The organism is Streptomyces siamensis, assembly GCF_039543605.1.
In the GTDB taxonomy this organism is placed as follows: Bacteria; Actinomycetota; Actinomycetes; order Streptomycetales; family Streptomycetaceae; genus Streptomyces; species Streptomyces siamensis.
The window spans coordinates 562,359-589,168 of the sequence record NZ_BAABKB010000002.1; the positions used below are offsets into that span (position 1 = coordinate 562,359).

The 26,810-nt window shown below is 71.4% G+C and carries 23 protein-coding genes; 20 read left to right on the forward strand and 3 right to left on the reverse strand.

Annotated elements, in window-relative coordinates; all coding sequences use genetic code 11:
* Nucleotides 1–15: 15 nt before the first annotated feature.
* From ABEB03_RS05180 to crcB (ABEB03_RS05195), 4 genes are all read left to right on the forward strand, one after another.
* Nucleotides 16–1,089 carry an aldo/keto reductase gene (locus tag ABEB03_RS05180; RefSeq protein ID WP_345641844.1) on the forward strand — a complete coding sequence of 358 codons (1,074 nt, stop codon included), beginning with the start codon at nt 16–18 and terminating at the stop codon, nt 1,087–1,089.
* Between the two features lie 773 nt (nt 1,090–1,862).
* Nucleotides 1,863–2,228, forward strand: a complete 366-nt coding sequence (gene crcB / locus ABEB03_RS05185; RefSeq protein ID WP_345644069.1) for a fluoride efflux transporter CrcB — start codon at nt 1,863–1,865, stop codon at nt 2,226–2,228.
* The gene (locus ABEB03_RS05190; RefSeq protein ID WP_345644072.1) at nt 2,228–2,578 is read left to right on the forward strand and encodes a DUF190 domain-containing protein; all 351 of its coding nucleotides are present in this window, start codon (nt 2,228–2,230) and stop codon (nt 2,576–2,578) included. The genes crcB (ABEB03_RS05185) and ABEB03_RS05190 overlap by 1 nt, the downstream gene beginning before the upstream one ends.
* A complete protein-coding gene (gene crcB / locus ABEB03_RS05195; RefSeq protein WP_345641847.1) occupies nt 2,575–2,949 on the forward strand; it encodes a fluoride efflux transporter CrcB in 375 nt (124 codons plus the stop codon). Before ABEB03_RS05190 ends, crcB (ABEB03_RS05195) begins: the two co-directional genes overlap by 4 nt.
* A gap of 68 nt (nt 2,950–3,017) precedes the next feature.
* Here the strand turns inward: crcB (ABEB03_RS05195) and ABEB03_RS05200 are convergent, their stop codons facing one another.
* The gene (locus ABEB03_RS05200) at nt 3,018–3,371 is read right to left on the reverse strand and encodes a DUF190 domain-containing protein (protein ID WP_345641849.1); all 354 of its coding nucleotides are present in this window, start codon (nt 3,369–3,371) and stop codon (nt 3,018–3,020) included.
* Nucleotides 3,372–3,922: 551 nt separating this feature from the next.
* Between ABEB03_RS05200 and ABEB03_RS05205 the strand changes: the two genes are divergently transcribed.
* The 3 genes from ABEB03_RS05205 to ABEB03_RS05215 all read left to right on the forward strand — a co-directional run bounded on the left by ABEB03_RS05205 (nt 3,923) and on the right by ABEB03_RS05215 (nt 6,175).
* Nucleotides 3,923–4,630, forward strand: a complete 708-nt coding sequence (locus ABEB03_RS05205) for a GAP family protein (protein WP_345641852.1) — start codon at nt 3,923–3,925, stop codon at nt 4,628–4,630.
* Nucleotides 4,631–4,866: 236 nt separating this feature from the next.
* Entirely contained in the window at nt 4,867–5,451 is a 585-nt protein-coding gene (locus ABEB03_RS05210; protein WP_345641855.1) for a hypothetical protein, read from the forward strand.
* A gap of 151 nt (nt 5,452–5,602) precedes the next feature.
* On the forward strand, nt 5,603–6,175 hold the full coding sequence (locus ABEB03_RS05215; RefSeq protein WP_345641858.1) for a hypothetical protein: 573 nt from the start codon (nt 5,603–5,605) through the stop codon (nt 6,173–6,175).
* Nucleotides 6,176–6,250: 75 nt separating this feature from the next.
* Here ABEB03_RS05215 and ABEB03_RS05220 read toward each other — a convergent pair whose 3' ends face one another.
* On the reverse strand, nt 6,251–6,946 hold the full coding sequence (locus ABEB03_RS05220; protein WP_345641861.1) for a DUF899 domain-containing protein: 696 nt from the start codon (nt 6,944–6,946) through the stop codon (nt 6,251–6,253).
* A gap of 289 nt (nt 6,947–7,235) precedes the next feature.
* Between ABEB03_RS05220 and ribB the strand changes: the two genes are divergently transcribed.
* The 7 genes from ribB (at nt 7,236) to ABEB03_RS05255 (ending at nt 16,882) form a co-directional block, all read left to right on the forward strand.
* On the forward strand, nt 7,236–7,871 hold the full coding sequence (gene ribB / locus ABEB03_RS05225; protein ID WP_345641864.1) for a 3,4-dihydroxy-2-butanone-4-phosphate synthase: 636 nt from the start codon (nt 7,236–7,238) through the stop codon (nt 7,869–7,871).
* 5 nt (nt 7,872–7,876) lie between these two features.
* Nucleotides 7,877–8,596 (forward strand): HAD family hydrolase, encoded by a 720-nt coding sequence (locus ABEB03_RS05230; RefSeq protein ID WP_345641867.1) that lies wholly within the window; start codon nt 7,877–7,879, stop codon nt 8,594–8,596.
* A 331-nt stretch (nt 8,597–8,927) separates the two neighbouring features.
* Complete coding sequence (locus tag ABEB03_RS05235; RefSeq protein ID WP_345641869.1) at nt 8,928–11,474, forward strand: amino acid permease; 2,547 nt, start codon at nt 8,928–8,930, stop codon at nt 11,472–11,474.
* A 163-nt stretch (nt 11,475–11,637) separates the two neighbouring features.
* A complete protein-coding gene (locus ABEB03_RS05240) occupies nt 11,638–12,048 on the forward strand; it encodes an STAS domain-containing protein (protein WP_345641872.1) in 411 nt (136 codons plus the stop codon).
* Nucleotides 12,049–12,148: 100 nt separating this feature from the next.
* Nucleotides 12,149–12,913 carry an SDR family oxidoreductase gene (locus ABEB03_RS05245; protein ID WP_345641874.1) on the forward strand — a complete coding sequence of 255 codons (765 nt, stop codon included), beginning with the start codon at nt 12,149–12,151 and terminating at the stop codon, nt 12,911–12,913.
* Between the two features lie 171 nt (nt 12,914–13,084).
* Nucleotides 13,085–14,083: a polyphosphate kinase 2 family protein gene (locus ABEB03_RS05250; RefSeq protein ID WP_345641877.1), complete on the forward strand. Its 999-nt coding sequence runs from the start codon at nt 13,085–13,087 to the stop codon at nt 14,081–14,083.
* A gap of 66 nt (nt 14,084–14,149) precedes the next feature.
* Nucleotides 14,150–16,882, forward strand: coding sequence for a cation-translocating P-type ATPase (locus ABEB03_RS05255; RefSeq protein ID WP_345641880.1), 2,733 nt, complete (start codon nt 14,150–14,152; stop codon nt 16,880–16,882).
* Between the two features lie 119 nt (nt 16,883–17,001).
* Here ABEB03_RS05255 and ABEB03_RS05260 read toward each other — a convergent pair whose 3' ends face one another.
* Nucleotides 17,002–17,586, reverse strand: coding sequence for a TerD family protein (locus tag ABEB03_RS05260; RefSeq protein WP_095934268.1), 585 nt, complete (start codon nt 17,584–17,586; stop codon nt 17,002–17,004).
* 356 nt (nt 17,587–17,942) lie between these two features.
* Here ABEB03_RS05260 and ABEB03_RS05265 point away from each other — a divergent pair, with 356 nt between their 5' ends.
* The 6 genes from ABEB03_RS05265 (at nt 17,943) to obgE (ending at nt 26,674) form a co-directional block, all read left to right on the forward strand.
* Complete coding sequence (locus ABEB03_RS05265; RefSeq protein WP_345641885.1) at nt 17,943–19,109, forward strand: hypothetical protein; 1,167 nt, start codon at nt 17,943–17,945, stop codon at nt 19,107–19,109.
* 48 nt (nt 19,110–19,157) lie between these two features.
* The gene (locus ABEB03_RS05270; protein ID WP_345641888.1) at nt 19,158–19,934 is read left to right on the forward strand and encodes a TIGR03936 family radical SAM-associated protein; all 777 of its coding nucleotides are present in this window, start codon (nt 19,158–19,160) and stop codon (nt 19,932–19,934) included.
* 261 nt (nt 19,935–20,195) lie between these two features.
* Nucleotides 20,196–24,245, forward strand: a complete 4,050-nt coding sequence (locus tag ABEB03_RS05275) for an Rne/Rng family ribonuclease (protein ID WP_345641891.1) — start codon at nt 20,196–20,198, stop codon at nt 24,243–24,245.
* A gap of 259 nt (nt 24,246–24,504) precedes the next feature.
* The gene (rplU, locus tag ABEB03_RS05280; protein ID WP_028802589.1) at nt 24,505–24,825 is read left to right on the forward strand and encodes a 50S ribosomal protein L21; all 321 of its coding nucleotides are present in this window, start codon (nt 24,505–24,507) and stop codon (nt 24,823–24,825) included.
* A 16-nt stretch (nt 24,826–24,841) separates the two neighbouring features.
* A complete protein-coding gene (gene rpmA, locus ABEB03_RS05285) occupies nt 24,842–25,096 on the forward strand; it encodes a 50S ribosomal protein L27 (protein ID WP_030362615.1) in 255 nt (84 codons plus the stop codon).
* A 141-nt stretch (nt 25,097–25,237) separates the two neighbouring features.
* Nucleotides 25,238–26,674: a GTPase ObgE gene (gene obgE / locus ABEB03_RS05290; protein ID WP_345641902.1), complete on the forward strand. Its 1,437-nt coding sequence runs from the start codon at nt 25,238–25,240 to the stop codon at nt 26,672–26,674.
* The last annotated feature ends 136 nt before the right edge of the window (nt 26,675–26,810 follow it).

Genomic DNA, 26,810 nt, shown 5'->3' on the forward strand with positions numbered 1-26,810 from the left:
GGGAGATGTCCACCCATGCGATACACCACCTTCGGGCGCAACAACGGCCTGCGCGTGTCCGAGTACGGCCTCGGCACCGCCAATTTCGGTACCGGCTGGCGCGCCGGTGGCGGCTGGGGCCCCGGTGCCGAGCCCGCCGAGGCCCGCAAGATCTTCGACCGGTTCGCCGAAGCCGGCGGCACGCTCATCGACACCGCCGAGAACTACCAGGCAGGCGAATCCGAGCAGCTGCTCGGCGAGTTCCTGGGCGCCGACCGGGACCGCTTCGTGCTGGCGGGCAAGTACAGCATGAACGGCGCCGGACCTCAGACGGTCACCAACACCGGCAACAGCCGCCGGTACATGGTCCAGGCCCTCGAGACCAGCCTGCGCCGCCTGAACACCGATCACCTGGACATGTACTGGGTGCACGCCCCTGACGGCCTGACCCCGATGGAGGAGATCCTGCGCGGCCTGGACGACCTGGTCGGCGCCGGAAAGATCCGCTATTTCGGGCTGTCGAACTTCCCGGCCTGGCGGGTGTCGCGAGCCGTCGCCATCGCCGAGTTGCGCGGTTGGTCCCCCGTCGCCGGTATCCAGGCCGAGTACAGCCTGGTCGACCGCACCGCCGAGCGGGAGCTGCTGCCCATGGCGCAGGCACTCGGTCTGGGCGCGGGGCTGTGGAGCCCGCTCGGCGGCGGTCTGCTGACCGGCAAGTACCGTCGGGGCGCCACCGGCCGGATCAGCGACCTCAAGGCCGTCGGGTTCTTCGAGGACACGGAGCAGAAGACCGCGATCGTCGACGCCGTCCTCGACGTCGCGGCCGAACTCGGCGTGCCGGCCTCCCATGTCGCCATCGCCTGGATGCGGGAGCAGGGCGCGCGAGCGGCCACGGCGTACGTGCCGATCATCGGCCCGCGCAGCGTCGCGCAGCTCGACGACTACCTGGGCGCGCTGGACGTGACGCTGACCCCGGCGCAGTTCGCCCGGCTCGACGAGGTGAGCGCCGTCAGGCTCGGCACCCCGCACGAGCTGAACGCGTGGAGCGTGGGCCCCCTCCGCGGCGGCGACGCAAGCGTGCTGGACGAGCCCGCGATCCCTGCAGCGTGAGGTGTTCGCTCCGAGCGGTCACACGCACTGAGGTGAGCGAGGTGCTCGGCCACCGGCGATCCGGGCGGAGCCGAGCAGACGCGGCGCCTGGTGGAGGGGGCGGAATCGCGGGCCCGACGACCGGTGGGTCGGGGTCGCGCGGGAGCGGGCTCGGACCGAACCCCTGAAGCGGGTGTCGCAGGTTCACATCCCGTCGGGGCGCAGATGGAAGGGCCGGTCCGGGAGGGGTCCTCCCGGACCGGCCCTTCGTCGATTCCAGTGCCACGCCACTCGCGTGCCCCCTGCGTCGGGACGAAGCCGGCTACCGGAGGCGCAGCCCCACCACCAGGCCGGCGTGATCGGACGGCCACGAACCCTGGGGAGTCCGGTCCCTCACCTTGTCCCCGATCAGGTGGGCGGAGACGGCAGAAAGGTGTGTGGCTGGTGGAGGACGTCTCATGACGGTGAGAGCAGCGGCACCGAACACCACCGTGAGCGCGGTGAAGCAGGCCGGGACGGGAGTGAGGCACGAGACTGGTGCTGTCCGGGTCAAGGCTTAGGGTGGGTTGGTAGGTGAAGCGGCCTGTCGGGGACCTTCGATCAGCACCGAACGGCCGCACCGGGTGCTCATCCCGAGCTGGGGGTCCTGCGGCTCGTGAGGGCGAGGCAACGTGAGTGATGGGCCTGCGCAACGCTCACCGGCCACCGCGGTCCCGGAGAGTTCTGCGGCGGGACGGGCGCGCGTGCGTCGGGAGGCCCGCCGTACGCATCTGCAGACCCTGTCGGTCATTGCCGTGGGCGGTTCCCTGGGTTCATGTGCCCGCTACGGAGCAGCGGTGATCTGGCCCACGGGGAAGGCGGCGTTCCCCTGGACGACTTTGGGCGTCAACGCGGTCGGGTGCTTCATCATCGGCGTGTTCCTGGTGATGATCACAGAGGCCCTTACCGTGCACCCGTTGCTGCGGCCGTTCTTCGGGACCGGAGTTCTCGGAGGCTTCACGACCTTCTCCACGTACTGCGTCGACATCGAACGGCTGGTGCGGGCGGACAGGGCCGGCCTCGCCCTGACGTACCTGGCGGCGACCGTGGTCATCGCACTGGCCGCGGCGAAGATCGGCATGGTCTCCACCAGACGCATCCTCGCGACGAGAGGACTGTGATCATGCGACTCCACGGACACGCACTGCGCCTGACGATCATCGTGGACGACACGGACACCTGGCAGCACAAGCCCCTGTTCACGGAGATCGTGCGCCGGGCCCATGAGGCGGGGCTGGCCGGCGCGACGGTTCTCCGCGGTGTGGAGGGGTTCGGAGCGACATCGGTCGTGCACACCACACGGCTGCTGTCCATGGCCGACGACCTGCCGACGGCCGTCATCATCATCGATGAAGAGGACCGCATCCGGGCCTTCATGTCTCAGCTCGAAGAACTGCCCATCAGTGGCCTCGTCACCGTCCAGCCGGTCGAGGTGGTCCACTACAAGGGCCGGGAGGCTGCGGCCACATGAGGTGCTTGCTCGTCATTCTCGGAGGGGCCATCGGCGCCCCCATGCGATACCTGATCGACCGGAGCGTCCAGGCGCGCCATGGCACCACTTTCCCTTGGGGTACGTTCGGAGCCAATGTCACCGGGTCGATGATCCTGGGCACGCTGACCGGGGCGACGCTCGCCGGAGCCGCCTCGCAGAACGTCCAGCTCTTCCTGGGCTCGGGCCTGTGCGGGGCCCTGACCACCTACTCGACGTTCTCCTACGAAACGCTCAGCCTCGCCGAGGCCGGAGCGCGCTTTCTCGCCGCGGTCAACGTGGTGGCCTCGATCGTGGCCGGGCTGGGCGCAGTGTTCATCGGCCTGACCTTCGCGCAGGCGGCTTTCGGCTAGGCGGACGCCCCGGGGTCGTCGAACGATCCGCACCCGTCCCTTCAGGCATCTGCCGGGAACCGGCCCCCTCAGACACGTGCGGGGGCGGAATCCCGGTCGGTGCACTGCATGACCCCGACCCTTTCGACGATCACGAGCCCTTCGTCGATCAGCTCGCGCAGTGTCGGAAGGAATCGGCGTACTCGTTCCTCGTCGTCGACGATGACGATCACCAACGGCAGGTCCTGCTTCAGCGACAGCATCCGAGGGGCATGCATGACCGATGAGGCTCCGAAGCCCTCGACGCCACGAAAGGCCGTCGCGCCGGCCAGTCCCGCCTCATGGGCGCGATGCACGATCTCCGCGAACAGTGGCCGGTGATGCCAGGTGTCGCACTCCTCTATGAAGATCGTCAGCTGCAGGGCCGATTCCATGGGCATCATGACGTCCTCCTGGCCGTCGCACAGGCGCCTTGCGTCGGGCGCGGTCGGCCCAGCGGCAACCGTCGTGTCCCGGGCCCTGCCGAGCCACGACGGATCCAACCCGAAGAACCGGCCTCCACGCTCACCCGGACGGCCGAACGACGTGAGCCGCAGTCGGGGCCTTTCATTCCGTAGCCCTCCTACTCGCGCGGGCCGACAGACAGGCCAAGATCACTTCACGAGTAGGGACTGTTGGTGGCACCGAATGCCACGGTTGGGGTACGGCGAGCCCCACCGCCGTGCAGCCGCAGCCAGAAGACGACGTCGGCTACACGTCCAAGATATCGCCATTCAGCACACTGTGGAATAAATTCATCCGCTTCCCGTACGCGCGAACCGGCCGGGGTCCTCGAAGCGCCGAAGGCGCGGCCGGCCGCGGCCGGCGTCCCTCTCCCGCGTGCCGCTGCCGCCACGACCGCGTGCTGTCGTCGATCCTTTGGAGGGGCTGGAGCGACCCCGGTGTGCGGTGTGCTCCCGCTTCGTGGTGCCGGCCGCGCTGACGGCTGCGATCAGTGCAGTTCTTCGATGTGCCGGAGGCACGCATGGGAAACGTACTGGGCGATGTACTGGGCCTGGCGGCAGCCGTCGCCATCAGTCCGCTTCCGATCGTCGCCCTCATCATCGTGCTGGCAACGCCTCATGGACGCCTGAACGGGCTGGTGTTCGCCACCGGTTGGGTGGTGGGTCTGTCGGCCCTGGGCGCGGTGATGCTGCTGATCGGCGGCAAGGGGAGTGCCGACAGCCACGGGCATCCCGCCGACTGGGTGGGGGTCCTCAAGCTCGTGCTGGGAGTGGCGCTGGCCCTCTTCGCCGTGCGGCTGTGGCGCCGTCGCCCCACCGACGTCACGCAGGCGCAACTGCCGCACTGGATGGCCGCGATCGACCGCTTCTCGCCGGTGAAGATCTTCCTCCTCGCCCTCCTGCTGTCGGCCGGGAACCTGAAGAACGCCCCGCTGACCATTGCCGCGGCAGCGTCGATCAGCGCGTCGGGCGTGCCGGTCGGACAGCAGATCGCGGCGCTGGCGATCTTCGTCGTCATCGCTTCCCTCGGACTCCTGACCCCGCTCGGGGTGTTCCTGGTCATGGGGGACCGGGCGAGGAACATGCTGGGCAACTGGAAGGAATGGGCCGCGCGGCACAACGTCGCCATCATGGCGGTCCTGTTCTTCGTGTTCGGACTGAAACTGCTGGGCGACGGCGTCGACGTGCTGACTTCCTGACCTCGGGCGTGCTGTGCCGCCCGGTCGGGGTCGTGGAGTGTTCCCAGGTCACGGTGCGAGGGCCGTCGCGGGCCGGTGCGTGGCCGTGCCACGCCCCGAGCCCTGTTGGCGCGGCGCGTCGCCCTGACCCGGGCGGCGTCGCCCCTATATCGTCGACCAGGCTGAATGGGTGTTTCGTGAAGAGGCAATGGGAACGGCTCACCCCACGGCCTTTACGGTGAACGGGTGGAGTGGGAATGGAGTCCGGGGAGACCCCCAATCCGAGCCCGAGCGGCAAGCGTGGCCTACCGGAAATTCATTCTTCTCTGCGTGCCACCGCGACGGCGGCGGCGGGCGGGACATTGGTCATCTGGTGGCCTGCGTTCACGTTCGGCGCTTACGACGCCATCTTCTTCGACAATGTGATGGCCCTCTGGGCGGTGGCCACAGCGGTACTCCTCGCGGGCCTGGCACTGCACCGACAGGTCTCCGTGCCCTGGGGCAGCTGGGCCGCGCTGCTGCTGCCGTCGCTCTGGATCGTTCTCGGCATGACGGCACCGATCAGCAAGGGATTTCACTACCTCCACTATTTCGAGGTGGCCGTCACCATTCTGAGCGCCCCGTATCTGACGTGGCTCCTGTCGAAAATTCTCCTGTCCGACTACGACGAGCTTCCTACCGCTCAGCGTTTCGGAGCCGTAGGCATCACGCTGCTCATCGGAATTCTCGCCTTCCTGCTCGGCAAGTTCAATTATCTCTTCCTGACCTGTGCGGACTTCGACGTGAGCGGCAACAACACGCCGCCCGGCTGCGCCAAGGGCCCGCCCTACCGTCTGCGCTGAATGCGCGAAGACGCACGCGTCGGCCACCGCGCCGCGGGTGGGGGAGCAGGTCGGGTCGGTCCGTCCGTCGTGGTGCGCCGTGTGCGTGTGCCGGGGGCGACGTGCCGGGGCGGTGGTTGCGTCCCGCGTGGGGGACGGCGACCGTGAGCGGGTGATTCTCGTTCCGGGGTGGCTGTGGCAGCGGGGGGCGGTGAGCCGCGCCGTGGCCGCCGGCCTCGCCGCCGGCGTCTTCTTCGGGGTGTTCGTTCTCGTCGAGTCGGGGTCATGGGCGGGCGCCGTGGTGGTCTTCGTGGTGCTGAGCCTGTTCTGCGGGATCCGCACGGCGCGCCGGATGGACCTGATCTGGCCCGCGGCGAAGGAGATGGCGTACGCCGACCGCGTGGCCGTGGTCCGCGCCACCCGGTGCGGCGAGGCCGTCGACGATCCCCGGCTGGCGCCCCCGGTCGTCGAGTACGCCGGCGCCCTGCGCCGGGCAGCCGAGGACGACCGCCTGCACCGCCCGCTCGTCCTGCTCGTCACCGCGCTCGCGGTCGCTCTCGCCGTGTACGACACCCTGACGGGCGAGACCGGCGAGACGGTCGTCTCGTGGCTGGTGGCCGTCCTCCTGCTGGCCGACCTGTTGTGGTGGCCCCGCAGACGGGAGCACCTGCTGGCCCGCGCCGGTCGGGCGGAGGCGACGGCCCTGCGCATCACGGACAGGGGCTGCGCGACGGGCGACTCCTGACCAGGAGCGGCGGTCCGCCCGTCCGGTTGAGCCACCGTCCCGATGGGGAGGGGCCCAACCGGGTTCGTGATCCGTTCAGTCGCGGCCGGAGCCGGGACCGTAGGCCGCGGCGATGTCCTTCGACGTCACCCACCGGCTGTAGGTGGGCGACTGCGGCCAGCCTTCGGGCGAGTCCTGCCATTCCTCCTGGCGTCCGTACGGCAGGAGGTCGATCAGCGCGAAGGTGTGGCTGAGCTGCTCGGTGCCGCGGCCGTCGGTGTGCCAGGTGCGGTAGACGGTGTCGCCGTCGCGCAGGAACACGTTGACCGCGAATCCTCCCTCGGGCGGTGCGCCGACGTCGGCCCCGAACGAGCTGTTCGCGGTCGAGTACCAGGTCATCCGGTTGCCGACCCGCTGCTTGTAGGCGAGTGCCTCGTCGATCGGCCCCTGGGTGACGACGACGAACCGCGCGTCGTAGTTGTCCAGGAATTCCAGGCGGGTGTACTGCGAGGTGAATCCGGTGCAGCCCGGGCACTGCCATTCCTGGCCGGCGGACCACATGTGGTTGTAGACGATCAGTTGCCGCCTGCCGTCGAAGACGTCCGCCAGCCGGACGGCGCCGTCCTCGCCTTCGAGGGTGTAGTCGGGCATCTCGACCATCGGCAGGCGGCGCCGCTCGGCGGCGACGGCGTCGAGTTCCCGCGTCGCGGCCTTCTCGCGGGCACGCAGTTCTTCGAGCCGGCGCTCCCAGGTCGCGGTGTCGACGACGGGTGGTAGGGCGTGGGTGGTCATGGTCCCCTCACAGAGCTCGTGCGCGACTTTCGCTTGTGCAGAGGTGGACTCCACCAGGCTCCGGAACTCATCGGTCGTCGGCCGGCACAGCGGTGGTGTCCCCGAAACGGGCGCACCGGGGGGCGCGTGCTGTCCGGGGGCGTGCGCCGGGCGTGAATCGACTCCCGGGATCCGCCGTTTGAGCTTCTTTCCAGGTCGGAGGACCTCTCAAGTTCGCCGACGTGATCACCGAATGATCTTGCAAGAGCGATGAAGTCGAGAAAGGGCTGGATCTGTGACGTTTGTTTCGGTGCCGCGGTCGGACGCGGGGCTGGACTCGGTGACGGTCGCCGTCGAGGAGTTGCGGGCCGGCCGGCCCGTGATCGTGGTGGACGACGTGGACCGTGAGAACGAGGGCGACCTCGTCATGGCGGCGGAGTTCGCGACCGCCGAATCCCTGAGTTTCTTCGTGCGCTGGACCAGCGGTCTGATCTGCGCGCCGATGGCGCCGGAGGTCGCCGACCGGCTGGAGCTGCCCTTGATGGTCCCGAGCGCCTCGGGCGTCGATTCGACGGCCTACACCGTCTCCGTGGACGCGGTCGGTGTCGGCTCGGGCATCTCCGCCGCGGACCGGGCGCTGACCGCCCGTACGCTCGCCGACCCCGGCTGCCGTCCCGACGGGCTGATCCGTCCCGGGCACGTCCTTCCGCTGCGTGCGCGCTCCGGGGGGATCGCGGAGCGGCGCGGGCACACCGAGGCCACCGTCGACCTGCTGAGTCTCGCCGGGCTGTCCCCGGTCGGTGTGATCAGCGAGGTCTGCGAGGACGACGGCTCCGTCGCCCGCTTCGACCGGCTGCGGGCGTTCGCGGACCTGCACGGGCTGGCGATGGTCTCGATCGAGCAGTTGTCGCAGGCGCTGCGGCGCCCGGACCCCGCGGCGGTGTGACGTCGGTGCGGCGAGCAGCGACGATCTTCGATCTGGACGACACGCTGGTCGACAGCGGCGCGGCGTGGGGACGCGTGTGCGCCGCCTTCGCCGCCCGGCACGGGCACCACTGGCGAGCCGAGGACGACGACGCACTGCACGGCAACGGCGGCTGGGCGACGTACGTCGCGGGGTTGTGCGGCGGCGCGGCGGGCGTCGCGGAGGTGGTGGAGACCTGTACGGCCGCGATGGCCGTCGAGTGCGCGGCGGGCCGGGTTCCGGCGCTTCCCGGAGCGCTGGACCTCGTTCGTGAGGCCGGTCGGCACGGGCCGGTCGCCGTGGCCACGGCCAGCCCGCGCCGCTACGTCGTGGCGATCCTGGCGGAGCTGGGCCTGGCGGCACGGTTGCGGGCCGTCGTCTGCGGCGAGGACGTGACCTCCGGCAAACCCGCTCCCGACGCCTACCTGCGCGCTGCCGAGGGGATCGGGGTCCCGCCCTCGGACTGCGTGGTGGTGGAGGACTCCGCGAACGGCATCCGGTCGGCGTTCGCCGCCGGCATGCGCGTCCTCGCCGTCCCCCGCGCGGGTACCACCCTGTCGGCCGATGTGGCCCGGCTGCCCACGGCGCAGGCCCGCAGCGCGGCCGACGCCCTTCCCCTGCTCACACGGATGCTGGACCTTCGTCCCGGTCCGCGAGCCGCCGAGCCCTCGGCCGGTCCGCGGCTGGTCCGCGAGGGCGCGCCGTGACGCGCCGCGTGACCGGCGCAAAAGGTCACGGAACGCGGAGCCCACGACCGGGGCGACGCGACGGCGACGACAGGGGGCGGCGCAAGCCTCTCGGCAGGGGTCGAGGCAGGCCCCACGGCAGGTTTCTCCGCCAGGCCGTCTGACCTGCTGAGCCCCTTCCCGGTCCGGAGGGCTCCGTGGTGTACGGCCCTCCGGACGCCCCGCTGTTGCGGAGGGCCGTGGCCCGGCGTTGGAATCAAGTGTGAGGCACTTCGGCGGAGCCGGGACCCCCGGCCGCCCCGCACCCGGGACGGGGGCCGGCCAAAAAGGGCTCAAGAACGACGCCCTCGGCATGTTCTCCTCGGTGGTCATCGGGCTGGCCTCCACCGCTCCGGCCTACAGCCTCGCCGCGACGCTCGGCCTCATCGTGGCGGCGGTCGGCCTCCAGGCCCCGATCGTCACCATGCTGGCGTTCGTCCCGATGCTGCTGATCGCGTACGCCTTCCGGGAGCTCAACGCGAGCAACGCGGACTGCGGCACCACCTTCACCTGGGCGACCCGCGCCTTCGGCCCCCGCACCGGCTGGATGGGCGGCTGGGGCATCATCGTCGCCAACGTCATCGTCATGGCGAGCCTCGCCGAGATCGCCGGTATCTACAGTTTCCGGCTGGTGGGCCTGGACGGGCTGGCGGAGGACCGGCTGTGGACCACGGTCGCGGGCATCGTCTGGATCGCCGTGATGACCGCGGTCTGCTACATCGGCATCGAGTTCTCGGCCGCCGTCCAGCGCTGGCTGCTGTGCCTCGAAGTGGGGATGCTGGTCGTCTTCGCCGTCGCCGCACTGGTCAGGGCCTACACCGACGCCCCGCCGACGGCGATCCACGTCTCCGCCTCCTGGTTCAACCCCTTCGAGGTGTCGTCGGTGAAGGCCCTCACGTCGGGCCTCCTGGCGGGCGTCTTCATCTACTGGGGCTGGGACACCGCGGTCTCGATCAACGAGGAGACCGTCGACAGCACCCGAATCCCCGGACGCGCCGCGGTCATGTCGACCGTACTGCTGCTGATCATGTACGCGCTGGTGACCACCTCCGCGCAGGCCTTCGCCGGGGTCGGGTCCTCCGGCGTCGGGCTGGGCAACTCCGGGAACTCGGACGACGTGTTCTCCGGACTCGGCGGGGCCGTCTTCGGGAACGAGGACGCGGGACTCGTCCTGACGACCCTGCTGGTCCTGATGGTGCTGACCTCGGCCCTGGCCTCCACCCAGACCACCATCCTGCCGCTGGCCAGGACCGTCTTCTCCATGGCGGTCCACAAGGCCCTGCCCTCGCGGCTCGCCCGGGTCCACCGCCGGTTCCTCACCCCGACCTGGTCGACCGTCGGCATGGGCGCGGTCTCCATCGCCCTGCTCCTGCTGCTGACCTCCTTCAGCGGGAACGTACTGGCCGACTCGATCGACTCGGTCGGCCTCGCGATCACCTTCCATTACGGGCTGACCGGGTTCGCCTGCCTCTGGTACTACCGCAAGATCCTCACCCGTAGCACCAAGGACTTCGTCTTCAAGGGCGTACTGCCGGGGCTGGGCGGGCTGATCATGCTCTGCCTGTTCGTCTACGCCACCATCGTCTACGCGGCCCCCGACTACGGCGCGACCAGCGTCGACCTGCCGCTGGTCGGGCCGACCGGCGGGGTCACCGTCGTGGGACTGGGCGCCCTGCTGCTCGGTTTCCTGCTGATGCCGGTGGTCACCCGCGGCCATGCGGTGACCCTCAGACTCCAGCGGAGTCTGCTGCCGCGCCGTCTGCCGCGGCACACCGCCCTCGAATCGGCGAGCCGCTACCTGCCGGCCGACAGCGGAAGCGGGGTGGGCGGCGACTGGTACGACGTCATTCCCCTGTCGGGAACCCGGATCGGCCTGGTCGTGGGGGACGTGCTCGGCCACGGTCTGCGTGCCGCGGCCACCATGGGACGTCTGCGTACCGGGGTGCGCGTCCTGGCCCGGCTGGACCTGAGCCCTGACGAACTGCTGTCCCGCCTGGACGACCTGGTCGAGCAGACCGAACACGAGCGGCGCCGGGACGGCCACGGCCGGGGCCACCTGAGGATGCCGGCCGACGCCGCCTTCGGGGTGACGTGCCTGTACGCGGTGTACGACCCCGTCACGGGGAAGTGCAGCCTGGCACGGGCCGGGGAGTCGGTGCTGGCGGTCGTCGAACCGCACGAGGGCGTCGTGCACTATCCGGAGCTGCCCCCCGGACCACAGCTGGGGTTCGGCGGCCCGCCCTACCAGAGCAAGGAGCTGGACCTTCCGGCGGGCAGTCTCGTCGCCCTCTTCACGGGTGGCCTCCTCCAGGCGGCCGACAGCCGTGACGCCGGGCTCGCACAGCTGTCCCAGGCCCTCGCCGACAACACCGCGCCCCTGGACGAGCTGTGCGACCGTGCGGTGACCGCGCTGCTGCCGGGGCCGGTGGACGAGGACGCGACACTGCTCCTGGCCCGTACGCGCCTGCTCGACCGGAACCAGTTCACCCAGTGGGAGCTGCCCCCGGACCCGGCGGCGGTGGCCACCATCCGCACCGCTGTCAGCAAACAGCTCCGCGACTGGGGGCTGGACGACCTGACGTTCACCACCGAGCTCATCGTCAGCGAGCTCGTCACCAACGCCATCCGCTACGTCGGCGGCCCGATCCAGGTGTGCGTGATCCGCGACCGGACCCTGATCTGCGAGGTCTCCGACACCGGCCACACCACCCCCAACCTGCGGCATGCCGCGAGCGACGACGAGGGCGGCCGGGGCCTGTTCATCATCGCGCAGATGACCCACCACTGGGGCACGCGCTACACACCCACCGGCAAGACGATCTGGACCGAGCAGGACCTGCCGCCGGCGGACGAGGGCTAGCCCCCGCCACGCGTGATCGGCGTTCCCGACTTGCGATCAGCGTCCGCGCGGCTTGGAGTGGAGTCAGCCCTGTCTGCACGCGGCCGCAGGCATATGCGTGTGCCTGTGCCGGGTGCCGCGCCGGGGACCCTGTGCCGTCCGGAGGACGAGAAGAGGGATGGCCATGCGAACGAGCATCATCCGCAGTGAGCGCATGGCCATCAGCTACGACGTGGTCAACGGCTGGACCGTGCTCGAGGTCGACGGCGAGATCGACGTCCACACCTCGCCCGGGATCCGGCAGGCGGTCGTGGAGCTGCTCGGTGAGGGCCACCGTCACTTCGTCCTGGACCTGTGCTTCGTGCCGTTCCTGGACTCCGTCGGGCTGGGGACGGTCGTGGCCAGCACGAAGCGCATCCGGGAGCGGGAGGGTTCGCTCCGGATCGCCTGCCCCTCCGGCCGGTTGCTCAAGGTCTTCGAGATCAGCGGCCTCCACGACGCCTACGACTTCTACGTCTCGCCGGAGGAGGCGACGGTCGACGCCCCGTCCGCCGACGGTCTCGCGCACTGGCCGCACGGCGAGGCCGGGGCGTGAGCCGTCCGCCGGGAGCGGCGCGGTCGCGGGCGCCGGCCGGCGGGCGATCAAGGGAGGGCACCACCACCATGGGATCCGTGACCGATACCTGGAGGTGCGCATGACGGGCGCCACGGCCGGTGTTCCCGGCACCGACGGACGGCCCGGTCTCGACGGCCGGACCGTCGTCGTGATCGGCGGCAGCTCGGGCATCGGACGGGAGACCGCGCGCCAGGTCCGCGCGGACGGCGGGCAGGTGGTCCTGGTGGGCCGCGACCCCGAACGGCTGCGGCAGGCCGCCGAGGAGCTGGACGCCGTGAGCACGGCGGCGTTCGACGCCGCCGACAGCGATTGCGTGGCGCGGTTCTTCCACGATCTGCCCGGCCCCGTCGACCATGTGATGGTCACCGCCGGCAGCCCTTCGTACGCGCCGCTGGCGGAGCTGGACCTCGACGCGGCCCGCCGCGAGTTCGGCGACCGCCTCGCCATCACGCTGGGGATCGCCCTGCACAGCCGTGACAAGGTCAGACCCGGAGGCACGCTCGTGTTCATCGGTGGCACCGGCGGCCGGCGTCCCGGCGTCGGCCTCGCCGTCGTCTCCGCGATGACCGCGGCGCTGCCCGCACTCGTCGCCAACCTGGCGCTCGAACTCGCGCCGATCCGGGTCAACCTCATCGCCGCCGGGTTCGTCGACACCCCTCTGTCGGCCTCGCTCCTGGGCGATCAGCTGGAGGCCCGGCGTGAGGACCTGCGTTCCAGACTCCCCATCGGACGCGTCGTCGGTCCGGCCGACGTCGCCGCCCTGGCCGTGCACATCATGCGCAACGACGCGCTCACCGGGGCCACCTACGACATCGACGGAGGCCAGCAGCTCCTGGCGCACTGACGGGACCGCGGTGTCCGGTGCCCGGCCCCGGGTCCCTTCGCGGGGCACGGCGGGGTGTGAATCACCCACGGAGGGTGAGGCCGCCGCGCCCGGGCCGGGCGGAAGCTGCTGGTGCACGACGAGCGGGCGCCCCGAGGCGCCGCGGGCCGGGCGACGAGAGGGCGTGCGGTGATGGCCGAGGACAGAGCCGAACGCATCGCGGAGTTCATCAGGCCACTGAGGGTCGAGCCCGGTACGAAGGTGCATCTGGCGAAGGACTTCGACCCCGGGTACAAGGCGGGCATCCGGAAGAAGAGGGACGGCGTCGAACTGCTCCGCGAGGGCGTCGAGTTGCTCGCCGACTACCAGCGGCGGCTGGCAGCCCAGGACACGTACGGGGTGCTCATGTGCCTCCAGGCGCTGGACGCCGGCGGCAAGGACGGAACGATCCGCCATGTGATGAGCGGCATCAACCCCCAGGGCGTGCGGGTGGCCGGGTTCAAAGTGCCCTCGGCCGAGGAGCTGGACCACGACTTCCTCTGGCGCTACACCCGCGAGCTGCCCCGGCGCGGGGAGATCGGCATCTTCAACCGGTCCCACTACGAAGAGGTCCTGGTCGTGCGGGTGCACCCCGAGAACCTCGACCGGCAGAAGCTGCCGGAGGCGGCGCGCGGTCCTGACGTGTGGGAGCGGCGCTACCGCGAGATCAACGACTGGGAGCGCTACCTGTGCGACAACGGCTTCAAGGTCGTGAAGGTGTTCCTGAACCTGTCGAAGGAGGAGCAGCGCCTCCGCTTCCTCAAACGCATCGACGTGCCCGAGCGGAACTGGAAGTTCTCCTCGGCGGACGTCCGGGAGCGCGCCCGGTGGGACGACTACCAGCGGGCGTTCTCGCAGATGCTGTCCGCCACGAGTACGGAGTGGGCGCCCTGGTACGTCGTCCCCGCCGACCACAAGTGGTTCGCGCGCGTCTGCGCCGCGGCCGTCCTGGCGCACACCCTGATGGACATCGACCCCCAGTACCCGCACGTCAGTGCCCGGACACGCCGGGAGCTGGCCGAGGTGAAACGTGAGCTGGAGCGTCAGGCGCCGGAGGGCGAGCCCCGCGATCCGTACGCCGCCGAGGCCGCGAAGCGGGCCGGCAGGGCCAAGGGCGGCGGCAAGCGGAAGCGCGGGGGCGGCAAGGGCTGAGGGGGCGGGGAGCACCGAGGGGGCGCACAGCACTCGGGCCGAGCGGGCCGGATCGGAGGCACGGGGATGACCGCGCAGACAGAAGCTCCGCACGAGCCGACGGGCGACGGCCGGACCTGGTACACGAGTGCGCCGGAGGAGGTCGCCGCCGCCTTCGACGTCGACCCGGCCGTGGGGCTCCCCTCGGCGCGGGCGGCGGAGGTCCTCCGGGCGAACGGTCCGAACGCCCTGCCGGAGGAGAAGCCCCTCCCGGGCTGGCGCCGCTACCTCGCGCAGTACCGCAGCTACATGCAGCTGGTGCTGGTGGCCGCCGCCGTGGTGTCCCTGGTGATCAAGGAGTGGAGCACCGGGGTGCTGCTGCTCGTCCTGACGGTGCTCAACGCGGTCGTCGGGATGCGTCAGGAGGGCAAGGCGGAGAGCGCCATGAACGCGCTCAAGTCGATGATGAAGGCGACCGCCCGGGTGCGCAGGGACGGAACGGAGTCCGAGATCCCGGCGGAGGAGGTCGTCGTCGGCGACGTGGTGCTCATCACCGCGGGGGACGAGGTGCCCGCGGACGGCCGGATCGTCGCGGCCAACGCGCTGCAGATCGACGAGTCGGCGCTGACGGGGGAGAGCGTGCCCTCGGCCAAGGACACCGGACGCCTGGCCGGGAAGGACCTGGGACCCGGCGACCGGACGAACATGGCGTTCATGAACACCCCGGTCACGCACGGCAGCGGAACGGTGATCGTCACGGCCACGGGAGCCGACACCGAGCTCGGCCGGATCTCGGGGATGCTGTCGGCGACGCACCGGGAGGCCTCGCCGCTCACTCGCGAGCTGGACCGCCTCACCCTGTGGATCACGGGCGCCGCCGGGCTCACCATGATCGTGATGTTCGTCCTGGGGCGCAGCCGAGGCACCGCGTGGGACGTGCTGTTCGTGAGCGCCGTGTCGCTGGCGATCGCCGCCATCCCGGAGGCCCTGCCCACGGTCACCCAGACCATCCTGTCGATCGGTGCGGTCGACCTCGCGCGGCGCGAGGCCATCGTCAAGGACCTGCCGTCGGTGGAGTCGCTGGGCTTCACCTCGGCCATCAACTCCGACAAGACCGGCACGCTCACGATGAACCAGATGACCGCCGTGGAGCTGATCGATCCGGGCGACCGCTATACGGTCTCGGGCACCGGGTACGGCCTGGAGGGCAGGATCCATCACGCCGTCGGCAGCTCACCCGACCTCGGGGACGCGATCCTGCCGTACCTGGTCGCCAACGACGCCCGCCTCGTCGACGGCGAGGTGGTCGGCGATCCCACCGAGGGCGCGCTGCTGGTCCTCGGCCACAAGGCAGGGGTGGACGTGGAGGCCACCCGGAAGCGGCTGCCCCGGCTGGCCACGCTGCCCTTCGACCCGTCGTACAAGCTGATGGCCACCTTCAACTCGGCCATGGACGCCGACGGCCGCCCGGTCGTGCGGTGCTTCGTGAAGGGAGCGGCGCCCGCGGTGATGGCACGGTCGGCGACCGCGCTGGCGCAGGGCACGCCCGTGCCGTGGAACGAAGAGGCGCAGCGCAAGGCCCAGACGCACATCGAACGCATGGGGGGCGAGGGGCTGCGGGTGATGGCCGCCGCGCGGCGCGACCTCGATCCCGCCGCGTTCGATCCCGCCGGCGATCTGCTCGGTCATGTCACGGACCTCCAGATGACGAGTCTGGTCGGCATGGTCGACCCGCCGCGGGAGGAGGCGCGGGCGGCGGTGGCCGACGCGCAGGCCGCCCACATCCGGGTCCGGATGGTGACGGGCGACGACGTCGTCACGGGCGCCGCCATCGCCCGGCAGCTGGGGATCGAGGGGGAGGCCGTGCTCGGCGCGGACTTCGCCGCCCTGGACGAGGGCGAGCGGCTCGCCCGGATCGAGGACATCGGTGTGGTCGGCCGGGTGGCCCCGGAGCACAAGGTGCTGCTCGCCGACACGCTGAAGAAGAAGGGCCATGTGGTGGCCATGACCGGCGACGGGGTGAACGACGCGCCGGCCATCAAGGCGGCCGACGTGGGGATCTCCATGGGGTCCGGTACCGAGGTCGCCAAGAACGCCGGGCGCATGGTGCTGGCCGACGACAACTTCGCCACGATCGTGTTCGCCGTCGAGCAGGGCCGCAAGATCTACGACAACCTCACGAAGTACATCCGCTTCGTGCTGGTCCTGCTCGTCGTGTTCGTGCTGACGTTCCTCGGCGCGACCCTGTTCGACATCGCCGCCGGTGAGCCCTTCACCCCGGCGCAGGTGCTGTGGATCCACTTCTTCGTCAACGCCGCCTTCGGCTTCGCGCTCGGCTTCGACCAGCAGAGTCCCGGACTGATGGCGCGACGGCCGCGTCCGCGGGGCGAGCCCGTGCTGACCCGGAGCGTAATGATCACGGTCGGGCTCTCCGGGCTGGCGATCACCATCGGTCTGCTCGCCCTGATCAAGCTCGGCCAGTCGCACTTCGACAGCGTCGCCGTCGGCCAGTCGATGGCGTTCACGACCTTCGCGCTCTGTCTGATCGTGGCCGCGCTGGAGTGCCGCAGCGAGACGGATACGGTCCTGACCACGGCCAGCTTCGACAGCAAGCAGATGAACCGGGCGATGCTCGTGGAGTTCGTCCTCGCCGTGCTGGTGACACAGATGGACGCCTTCCGCCGGCTGCTGGGGACGACCGAGCTCGACCTGGAGCAGTTCGCGTGGACGCTGGTGCCGCCGCTCGTGCTGCTGGCCCTGTGGGAGCTCGGCAAGCTCATCGCGCGGCGCGTCGGGGGAGCGAACGCGGGGCCGGCGTGACGCCGAACGCGGGGTGCGGAGCGCGCGGGGCGCCGGGTGCGGGCCGAGGGGAGCGGGCCGGGACCGGCCCCCGGGCCCGGATCACGTGTCGTCGCGAGAGCCGGGCCGAGGGCCGCGTCCTACTTGCTGATGGCGAAGCGCATCAGGGCGTGCTCGTCGCCCTGCTTGATCTTGCCCGTCACATTGATCACTTCCAGCTTCCAGCTCCCGCCGGCCCGCACGGCCTTGGCCACGGCACAGCCGTTGTCCTGCGTGAGCAGGCTCGGCCAGATGTCGGCGACCTGCTGGGTGCTGCCGCCGGTCGCGTCGTACACCTTGAAGCTGATGTTGCGCGCCTTCTGGAAGGAACTGCCCTTCTTGAACGCCGCCGCGACGAACACGATCGACGTGATCTGGGGCGGGATGCGCGAGAACTCGACGGTCACCGTCTCGTCGTCGCCCTCGCCGCGCCCGGTCTGGTTGTCGCCGCTGTGCACCAGTGAGCCGTTGCCCATGGGGTCCAGCGAGTCGAGGCCGGCCAGACGCACGGGGTCGGACCCCTGCATGGCGACGGCTATCAGGTCGAGGTCGGTGCCGGTCTTGCGACGGAGTATGCCGACCACCCCGCCGCTGGCGCCGGCGGTGGGGTCCCAGGACACCCCGATGGACAGATGGGTGACTCCGTCCAGGTCCGCAGGGCCGTCTTCCTTCGTGAGCGTAATCATGAATGGATCATCCTCTTGATGGCGGGACTGCGACACGCAAAGTGTGCCTGGAACTTCCGGCGATCCACACAACTGGCCCGCGGGTTCCCGTTTCGCCCTCTTTGCGCTGCCCGGTCGGTGTCAACGGCCGCTCCGTGGGGGCGACATGGCGGTCGGATCGTGGACGGGGGCGAACCGATCCCGGCGCCCACCGGACCAGTGCGGCCCGGCACGCCGGGCAGGCACGGCAGTTGACGCCCCCTCATGTCCGCTGCCCCTGTGCTGCCTGGGAGCGGAGCGGTGATCCACGTGGGATGTCGCGGCACCGGATTGCCGGGGGCCGCATCCATCCGGGCGCCTGACGCGTCTACGCGGGTATGGAATGGGAAAAGACGCCTGCTGAGCGGCCCCCTGCACAGGCCCGAGGGCCGCAGCCCGAGGGGTGCCTCGCCGTCGCCATCCGCATTCCCGTACGGATCGTGGTGCTCGTCCTCGTCGTACCGGTGCGGATGGTGTGGGACGCGCTCGTCGTCGCCGGAAGGTTTCTGCGGGACACCGTGCTGCGCCCGCTGGGGCGGGCGCTCACCTGGGCCGCGTGGGCCGTGTTCGTCTGGCCGTGGGTGACGCTGTGGCGGTACGCCCTCGTGCCGCTCGGCAGGGCGCTGGCCTGGCTCGGCCACATGCTGCTCGTGGTGCCCGCGGTGTGGCTGTACCGCACCGTGCTGACACCCGTGGGGCACGCGATCGCCTGGGTGGCCCGGGGCGTGGGCGCGGCCGTGGCCTGGGTCCTCGGCGGCATCGCGGCGGCGCTCGGCTGGGTCTACGCGCGGTTGCTCACCCCGGTCGGGCGGGCGATCGCCTGGCTGGTCAGGGGTGTCGGTCTGATCCTCGCCGCCGTGGGCCTCGGGCTGTACACCGCCGGCGCCTGGCTGGTGCGGCACCTGGTCGTGATCCCGGCCCTGTGGCTGTACGAGTGGGTCCTCACCCCCGTCGGCAAGGGGATCGCCTGGCTGGCGGGCGGTCTCGCGTGGCTCGTACGGATGATCTTCATCGGCGTCGGTGCCGCGTTCTACTGGACGGGCCGCATCCTCCTGGTGCTGCCCGCGCTCGCGCTGTGGCGATGGGTGCTCGCGCCGGTCGGACGCGTGCTCGCCGTCATCGGCAGGGAGATCGGCGAGGCCCTCGGACACGCCTGGCGCGTCGCCGGACACATCTCGCTCGCCGTCGGCCGGTTCCTCGCGAAGGTCCTGCGGTGGACGTTCGTGGAGCCGGTGCGCTGGGTGTACCGGACCCTGCTGACGCCCGTCGGGCACGCCGTGCGGGACCTGGTGCTGCGCCCCGCGGCCGAGGCCGCACGCAGCGTCGGACGGGCCACCCGGCAGGCCCTGACCGCCGCCCGGGACTCCGCCCGCCAGGCCCGCGCCGACTTCCGGCGGATGCTCTTCGGCCCGCCCCACGAGCCGCAGCCCGTGGCCCGCCGGGAACCGACGGCCGGTGAGACACGTACTCTAGGTAGCAGTACGACCGCTCTCACGAAGGACTGAACGACACTGGGCAAGCGACAGCCCGAAGGCCCGCCGCCCGCACCCGCGGTGCAGCGCATCCGACTGCGTTACACCAAGCGTGGCCGCCTCCGGTTCACCAGCCACCGTGACTTCCAGCGCGCCTTCGAGCGTGCGCTGCGCCGAGCCGAGGTGCCCATGGCGTACTCGGCGGGGTTCACGCCGCATCCGAAGGTGTCGTACGCCAATGCCGCACCCACCGGCACCGGCAGTGAGGCGGAGTATCTGGAGATCGCGCTCACCGAGGCGCGCGACCCGGAGACCCTGCGTGTGCTCCTCGACGAGTCGCTGCCCGACGGGCTCGACATCATCGAGGCCGTCGAGGCCCGCACCCCGGGCCTCGCCGACCGGCTCACCGCCTCCGTGTGGGAGCTGCGCCTCGACGGCGTGGTCCCTCAGGAGGCGGAGCGTGCCGTCGGCGCCTTCCGCGCGGCCGAGACCGTCGAGGTCCAGCGCAGGACGAAGAACGGCATGCGGACCTTCGACGCCCGCGCCGCCGTCGCGAGCCTGGAGACGCACACCCCCCAGGCTGATAGGCCGACCGACCAGCCCTGTGCGATACTGCGGCTGGTTGTTCGGCACGTGACGCCTGCCGTTCGACCCGACGACGTCCTGTCCGGTCTCCGCGCCGTGGCCGACCTGGCGCCGCCGGTCCCCGCAGCGGTGACCAGGCTGGCGCAGGGGCTGTTCGATGAAGAGACCGGCACGGTGACCGACCCGCTCGCGCCCGACCGCGAGGCAGTCACGGCCGCCCCAGCCGATCGCTCCGGGGCCGCCCCGTCTGCCGCCGCGAAGGCGTCGGCGTAAGGAAGGTCCCGCGTAAGGACGGACGTCGTAGCGCCGCCCTCGAATCCGGGAGCCACCTGGGTCGGGCAGCGCACCGACCAGAAGACTTTCGCCAGGCCGTACGCACACATGGCGTACGGAACCGGCGAGACAGGACACAGAGAGCTCCCGTGCGGCGCCCGCGCCCCGGACGGCGGCACCGCGCATCGCGCGAGCCGCGGACGTCACCGGCATCGCCGGACCAGGCGCGGCGCCCGGGAGCCTGACGGGAGATCCACCCGCATGCTTGAGCCGACCGAACCCGCTGAGCCCTCCACGGGCTCCGAGAACAACGACACCCCCAGCGACACCCTGCCGCCGCGGCGCCGCCGCCGCGCCGCGTCGCGCCCCGCGGGCCCGCCGGCCGCCGCCACCGAGGCCGCGGCCGAGACCACCGCTCCGGCCATACCGGCCGTCGCCTCGGCCGACGAACTCGCGGAGGAAGAGACCGCCGAGGCCGTCGAGACCGAGCAGGCCGTCGCCGAGGAGACCCCGGCCGCCGCCGAGGCGGCCGAGCCCGAGACCCCTTCCGCCGAGGACACGGCTCCGCGCCGCACACGCCGCCGCGCCACCCGCCGGGCGTCCGCGCCCGCCGGTGCGCCCGCGTCGGTGGAGACGGCCGAGGCGACCGTGGTGCCCGCCGCTGAAGCGGTCACCGCCGAGTCCGAGGCCGAGCCCGTGGCAGAGGCCCCGGCTCCCGCCGCGGAGGAAGCCGCGCCCGCAGGGCGTACGCGCCGTCGTGCGACCCGGCGCGCCTCCGCACCCACCGGTGCGCCCAAGGAGACCGAGGCCGTCGTGACCGCCGAGGCCGAGGAGACGCCCGAGGCCGTGGAGCCCGCCGAGACCGCCGCCGCGCAGGAGACCGCCCCGGCCGAGCCCGTCGCCGAGGCCGAGGAGGCCGCGCCCCGCCGCACCACGCGTCGGCGCGCCACCCGCCGGGTCTCCGCGCCCGCCGCCACGCCCGAGGGCGAGGCCGTCGAGGAGCACGCCGAGACACCCGAGCCCGTCGCCGGCACCGCGCCCGCCGAGACCGCGCCGGCCACGGCCGCCGAGGTGACCGACGGCGAGGCCGCGCAGGCCGAGGACGGCGGACCGCGCCGCACCCGCCGCCGCGCCACCCGCAAGGCCGCCGGTGGCTTCTCCGCGCCCGCGGCGAAGGAGGAGGAGACCGACGAGAGCGGTCGCCGCCCGGCGCGTCCGTCCGTCGCCGTGTTCCAGGCGCCCGTGTTCACCGAGCCGATGTTCCAGACCCCGGAGCGGGCCGCCGCCGCGGCTGCCGCCGAGGCCGCGGAGGCGGCCGAGGAAGCCGCCGAGGAGGTTGCCGGGACCGAGGTCGCCGAAACCGCCGAGGAGAGCGCCGGCGGACGCCGTCGTCGCCGTCGCCGGGCCGTCGAGGAGGAGCCGGTGACCGTGCCGGCCGTCGTCGACGAGGCCGAGGAGGAGCTGGAGGAAGGCGCCGAGTCCGCCGAGGAGGTCGTCGAGGATGACGAGGGCGAGGAGGAGTCCGCGGGCTCCCGTCGCCGTCGCCGTCGTGGTGGCCGCCGTCGCCGTCGTGGCGAGCCCGCCGAGGCGGACGGCGAGTCCGCGGACGACGAGTTCGCCGCCGAACAGGCCGCGCAGGACGCCGAGGACACCGCCGAGCAGGTCGAGGAGGACGCCGAGGAGGCGGACGAGCGCGAGGAGGCGGGCGGTTCCGGCTCCAGCAGCAGCCGTCGCCGTCGTCGTCGCCGTCGTCGCGCCGGTGACTCCGGCGGCGAGGCCGAGCCCGGCGAGAACGACCCCGAGCGCACCGTCGTGAAGGTCCGCGAGCCCCGCAAGAAGGACGAGCACCCGGTCGACGAGGTGCAGTCCATCAAGGGCTCGACCCGCCTGGAGGCGAAGAAGCAGCGCCGCCGCGAGGGCCGCGAGCAGGGCCGCCGACGCGTCCCGATCATCACCGAGGCCGAGTTCCTGGCCCGCCGCGAGGCCGTCGAGCGCGTGATGGTCGTCCGCCAGAGCGGCGAGCGCACCCAGATCGGCGTCCTCGAGGACAACGTGCTCGTCGAGCACTACGTCAACAAGGAGCAGTCGACCTCGTACGTCGGCAACGTCTACCTCGGCAAGGTGCAGAACGTCCTGCCGTCGATGGAGGCCGCCTTCATCGACATCGGCAAGGGCCGCAACGCCGTCCTGTACGCGGGCGAGGTGAACTTCGAGGCGCTCGGCCTGGCCAACGGACCGCGCCGCATCGAGACCGCGCTGAAGTCCGGCCAGTCCGTCCTCGTGCAGGTCACGAAGGACCCGATCGGCCACAAGGGCGCCCGCCTCACCAGCCAGGTCTCGCTGCCCGGCCGCTACCTGGTCTACGTGCCCGAGGGCTCGATGACCGGTATCAGCCGCAAGCTGCCCGACACCGAGCGCGCCCGGCTGAAGACCATCCTCAAGAAGATCGTCCCCGAGGACGCGGGCGTCATCGTGCGCACCGCCGCCGAGGGAGCGAGCGAGGACGAGCTGCGCCGTGACGTCGAACGGCTCCAGGCGCAGTGGGAGGACATCCAGAAGAAGGCGAAGAGCGGCAACGCCCCGACGCTGCTGTACGGCGAGCCGGACATGACCGTCCGCGTCGTCCGCGACATCTTCAACGAGGACTTCTCGAAGGTCATCGTCAGCGGCGACGAGGCGTGGGAGACCATCCACGGGTACGTCTCGCACGTCGCGCCCGACCTGGCGGACCGGCTGTCGAAGTGGACCTCCGAGGTCGACGTCTTCGCCACGTACCGGATCGACGAGCAGCTGATGAAGGCGCTGGACCGCAAGGTCTGGCTGCCGAGCGGCGGTTCGCTGGTGATCGACAAGACCGAGGCGATGGTCGTGGTCGACGTCAACACCGGCAAGTTCACCGGTCAGGGCGGCAACCTCGAAGAGACCGTGACCAGGAACAACCTGGAGGCGGCCGAAGAGATCGTGCGCCAGCTGCGGCTGCGCGACCTGGGCGGCATCGTCGTGATCGACTTCATCGACATGGTCCTGGAGTCCAACCGCGACCTGGTGCTTCGGCGCCTGCTGGAGTGCCTGGGCCGCGACCGCACCAAGCACCAGGTGGCCGAGGTCACCTCGCTGGGTCTGGTGCAGATGACGCGCAAGCGTGTCGGCCAGGGTCTGCTGGAGTCGTTCTCCGAGACCTGCGTCCACTGCAACGGCCGCGGTGTCATCGTGCACATGGAGCAGCCGTCCTCCGTCGGCGGCGGAGGCAATCGCAAGAAGCGCGGCCGCGGGGGTGCCGAGCAGCCCCACGAGCACGAGCACGAGGCCGTGGCCGCGGAGACCACCGAGGCGGCCGAGACCGTCGAGGCGGAGAGCGAGGCCGAGGTGGCCGCCGAGGCCGCGGCGCCCGCCGCGCTGCCCGCACCCGAGTTCGCCCCGGACGAGGAGCTGTACAGCAGCGCCGCCGAGGCCGAAGCTGCCGCGGGCCGGGGTCGTTCGCGCCGCCGGGCCACCCGGCGGGCGTCCGCTCCGGCGGGTGCGCCGCGGGCGGAGGGGCGTCCCTCGAAGCGCGCGGAGCGTGCCGAGCGGGCCGCCAAGTCGCGTGAGGCCGCCGAGTCCGAGCCGGTCGCCGTCGAGGACCCGGTCGTCGAGGCGCCGCAGGAACTCGTCGCCGAGGCCGCCGAGGCCCCTGCGGTCGTCGAGGCCCCGGTGGTCGCCGAAGCCGCCGTCGTGGAGTCGGTCCAGGACGAGGCCGCGCCCAAGGGCCGTACGCGCCGTCGTGCCACCCGCAAGGTGTCGGCTCCGGCCGGTTCGCCGAAGGCCTCCGAGGAGGCCGTGGTGACGGTCACGGAGCCGGTCGTGGCGCCCGTGGCCGAGCCGGAGGCGGCCGTCGAGCCGCAGCCCGAGCCCGTGGCGGAGACCGCCGCCGAGGCGCCCGCGGAGAGCGCCGCCCCGGCGCGTCCGCGCCGCCGCGCCGTCCGCAAGGCCACCGCGCCCACCGCGTCCCAGGAGGCGGCCGTCGTGGTCGTCCCGTCGGCCGCGGCCCCCGCGGAGGAGACGGCCGCCGCCGAGGCAGTGGTCGCCGAGACCGAGGCCGACGAGGCCGAGGCTCCGGCCGCCGCCAAGAAGGCTGCGGCGCGCAAGACGGCCAAGAAGGCGACGGCCAAGAAGGCCGCCACCAAGAAGACGGCGGCCAAGAAGACGGCCGCCAAGAAGGCCACGGCCAAGAAGGCGACCGCGAAGAAGGCCGCCACCAAGGCCACGTCGAAGAAGACGGCCGCGGCGGAGCAGACCCTGTCCGCCGTCACCGCCTCCACCGACGAGGGCTGAGTCCCCGTCCGGCGTCCCGGCCCGGCACATCCGCCGGGCCGGGACGCCGAGTGACGGGCGGCACACCCGCGGGGCCCGGCCTGGTTTGACCCTTTCGGCCGTGGCCCCGTAACCTTGACCGTCGGCGTGTCACAGACGCGCCGCATCCCCGTAAACCTCTTCCTCCCGGAATCACGCGTGTCATGCGCTCCGGGAGAGGCCGTTCGCTCCGCGCGCGGCTGGACTGCGGGGTTCCGTTCCGAGCGAGAGAGAGATCCGCGTGTACGCCATCGTGCGCAGCGGTGGTCGCCAGCACAAGGTTGCTGTCGGCGACATCGTTGAGGTTGACAAGATTTCCACTGCCAAGGTTGGCGACACGGTCGAGCTCTCGACCCTGCTCGTTGTCGACGGCGACGCTGTGACCAGTGACCCGTGGGTGCTGGCCGGCATCAAGGTCCAGGCCGAGGTCGTGGACCACCACAAGGGCGCGAAGATCGACATCCTTCGCTACAAGAACAAGACCGGCTACCGCCGTCGTCAGGGCCACCGCCAGCAGTACACGGCGATCAAGGTCACTGAGATCCCCGCGGCTGCGAAGTAAGGGTAGGGACTGAGACATGGCACACAAGAAGGGCGCATCGTCCACTCGGAACGGTCGCGACTCCAACGCTCAGCGGCTCGGTGTGAAGCGCTTCGGCGGTCAGACCGTCAACGCCGGTGAGATCCTGGTCCGCCAGCGTGGCACCCACTTCCACCCCGGCACCGGTGTCGGCCGTGGCAAGGACGACACGCTGTTCGCGCTGGACGCCGGTGCGGTCGAGTTCGGCACCCACCGTGGCCGCAAGGTCGTGAACATCGTTCCGGTCGCCTGAACCAGCCCCACCAGGGCTCAGGCTCCGTAGAACAGAGTTCTTCGCGAGGCGGACCTCACTTCCCGCAGGGGAAGCGGGTCCGCCTTTCGCGTGTTGACGAAGAGACATTCCGTACGTAATCGAAGTGCTGGAGGCACCACCATGACCACCTTCGTGGACCGCGTCGAGCTGCATGTCGCCGCGGGTAACGGAGGCCACGGCTGTGCCTCCGTACACCGGGAGAAGTTCAAGCCGCTCGGCGGCCCCGACGGGGGCAACGGCGGGCGGGGCGGCGACGTGACCCTGGTAGTCGACCAGTCCGTGACCACGCTGCTCGACTACCACCACAAGCCGCACCGCAACGCCACCAACGGCAAGCCCGGCGAGGGCGGCAACCGCTCCGGCAAGGACGGCCAGGACCTGGTCCTGCCCGTGCCGGACGGCACGGTCGTCCTCGACAAGGCCGGCAACGTGCTCGCCGACCTGGTCGGGCACGGCACGGCGTACGTCGCCGCACAGGGCGGCCGGGGCGGCCTCGGCAACGCGGCGCTGGCCTCGGCCCGCCGCAAGGCGCCCGGCTTCGCACTGCTCGGCGAGCCCGGCGACCTCCAGGACATCGTGCTGGAGCTGAAGACCGTCGCCGACGTGGCCCTGGTCGGCTACCCGAGCGCAGGCAAGTCGTCGCTCATCTCGGTCCTGTCGGCCGCCAAGCCGAAGATCGCCGACTACCCGTTCACGACCCTCGTCCCCAACCTCGGCGTGGTCACGGCGGGCGAGACGGTCTACACGATCGCGGACGTCCCCGGTCTGATCCCCGGCGCGAGCCAGGGCAAGGGCCTCGGCCTGGAATTCCTGCGTCACGTGGAGCGGTGCAGCGTGCTGGTGCACGTCCTGGACACCGCCACCCTCGAATCCGACCGCGACCCGGTCTCCGACCTCGACGTCATCGAGGAGGAGCTCAAGCAGTACGGCGGTCTCGGCAATCGTCCGCGCATCGTCGTCCTCAACAAGATCGACGTACCCGACGGCAAGGACCTGGCCGACATGGTGCGCCCCGACCTGGAGGCCCGCGGCTACCGCGTCTTCGAGGTGTCCGCGGTCGCGCACATGGGGCTCAAGGAGCTCTCCTTCGCGCTCGCCGACCTGGTCGGACGGGCCCGGGCGGCCAAGCCGCGCGAGGAGGCGACCCGCATCGTCATCCGCCCGAAGGCGGTCGACGACGCCGGTTTCACCGTGACCCAGGAGGAGGACGGCCTCTTCCGCGTCCGCGGCGAGAAGCCCGAACGCTGGGTCCGCCAGACCGACTTCAACAACGACGAGGCCGTCGGCTATCTCGCCGACCGCCTCAACCGCCTCGGTGTCGAGGAGCAGTTGATGAAGGCGGGCGCCCGCTCGGGCGACGGCGTCGCCATCGGTCCCGAGGAGAACGCGGTCGTCTTCGACTGGGAGCCGACCGTCATGGCCGGTGCGGAGATGCTCGGCCGCCGCGGTGAGGACCACCGCTTCGACGCCCCGCGTCCCGCGGCCCAGCGCCGCCGCGACAAGCAGGCGGAGCGGGACGAGTCGGAGAAGGAGTACGACGACTTCGAGCCGTTCTAGGGCTCGTCCTCCCACGACCACGGCACGCGCCCGGGGCACCATGACGGTGCCCCGGGCGCTGTCATGAGCGCTCGGTATGCGGTGGTGCCGTCACGGCCTCTCGGGTGAACGCCGTGGAAAGTCGTGGCGCACGACA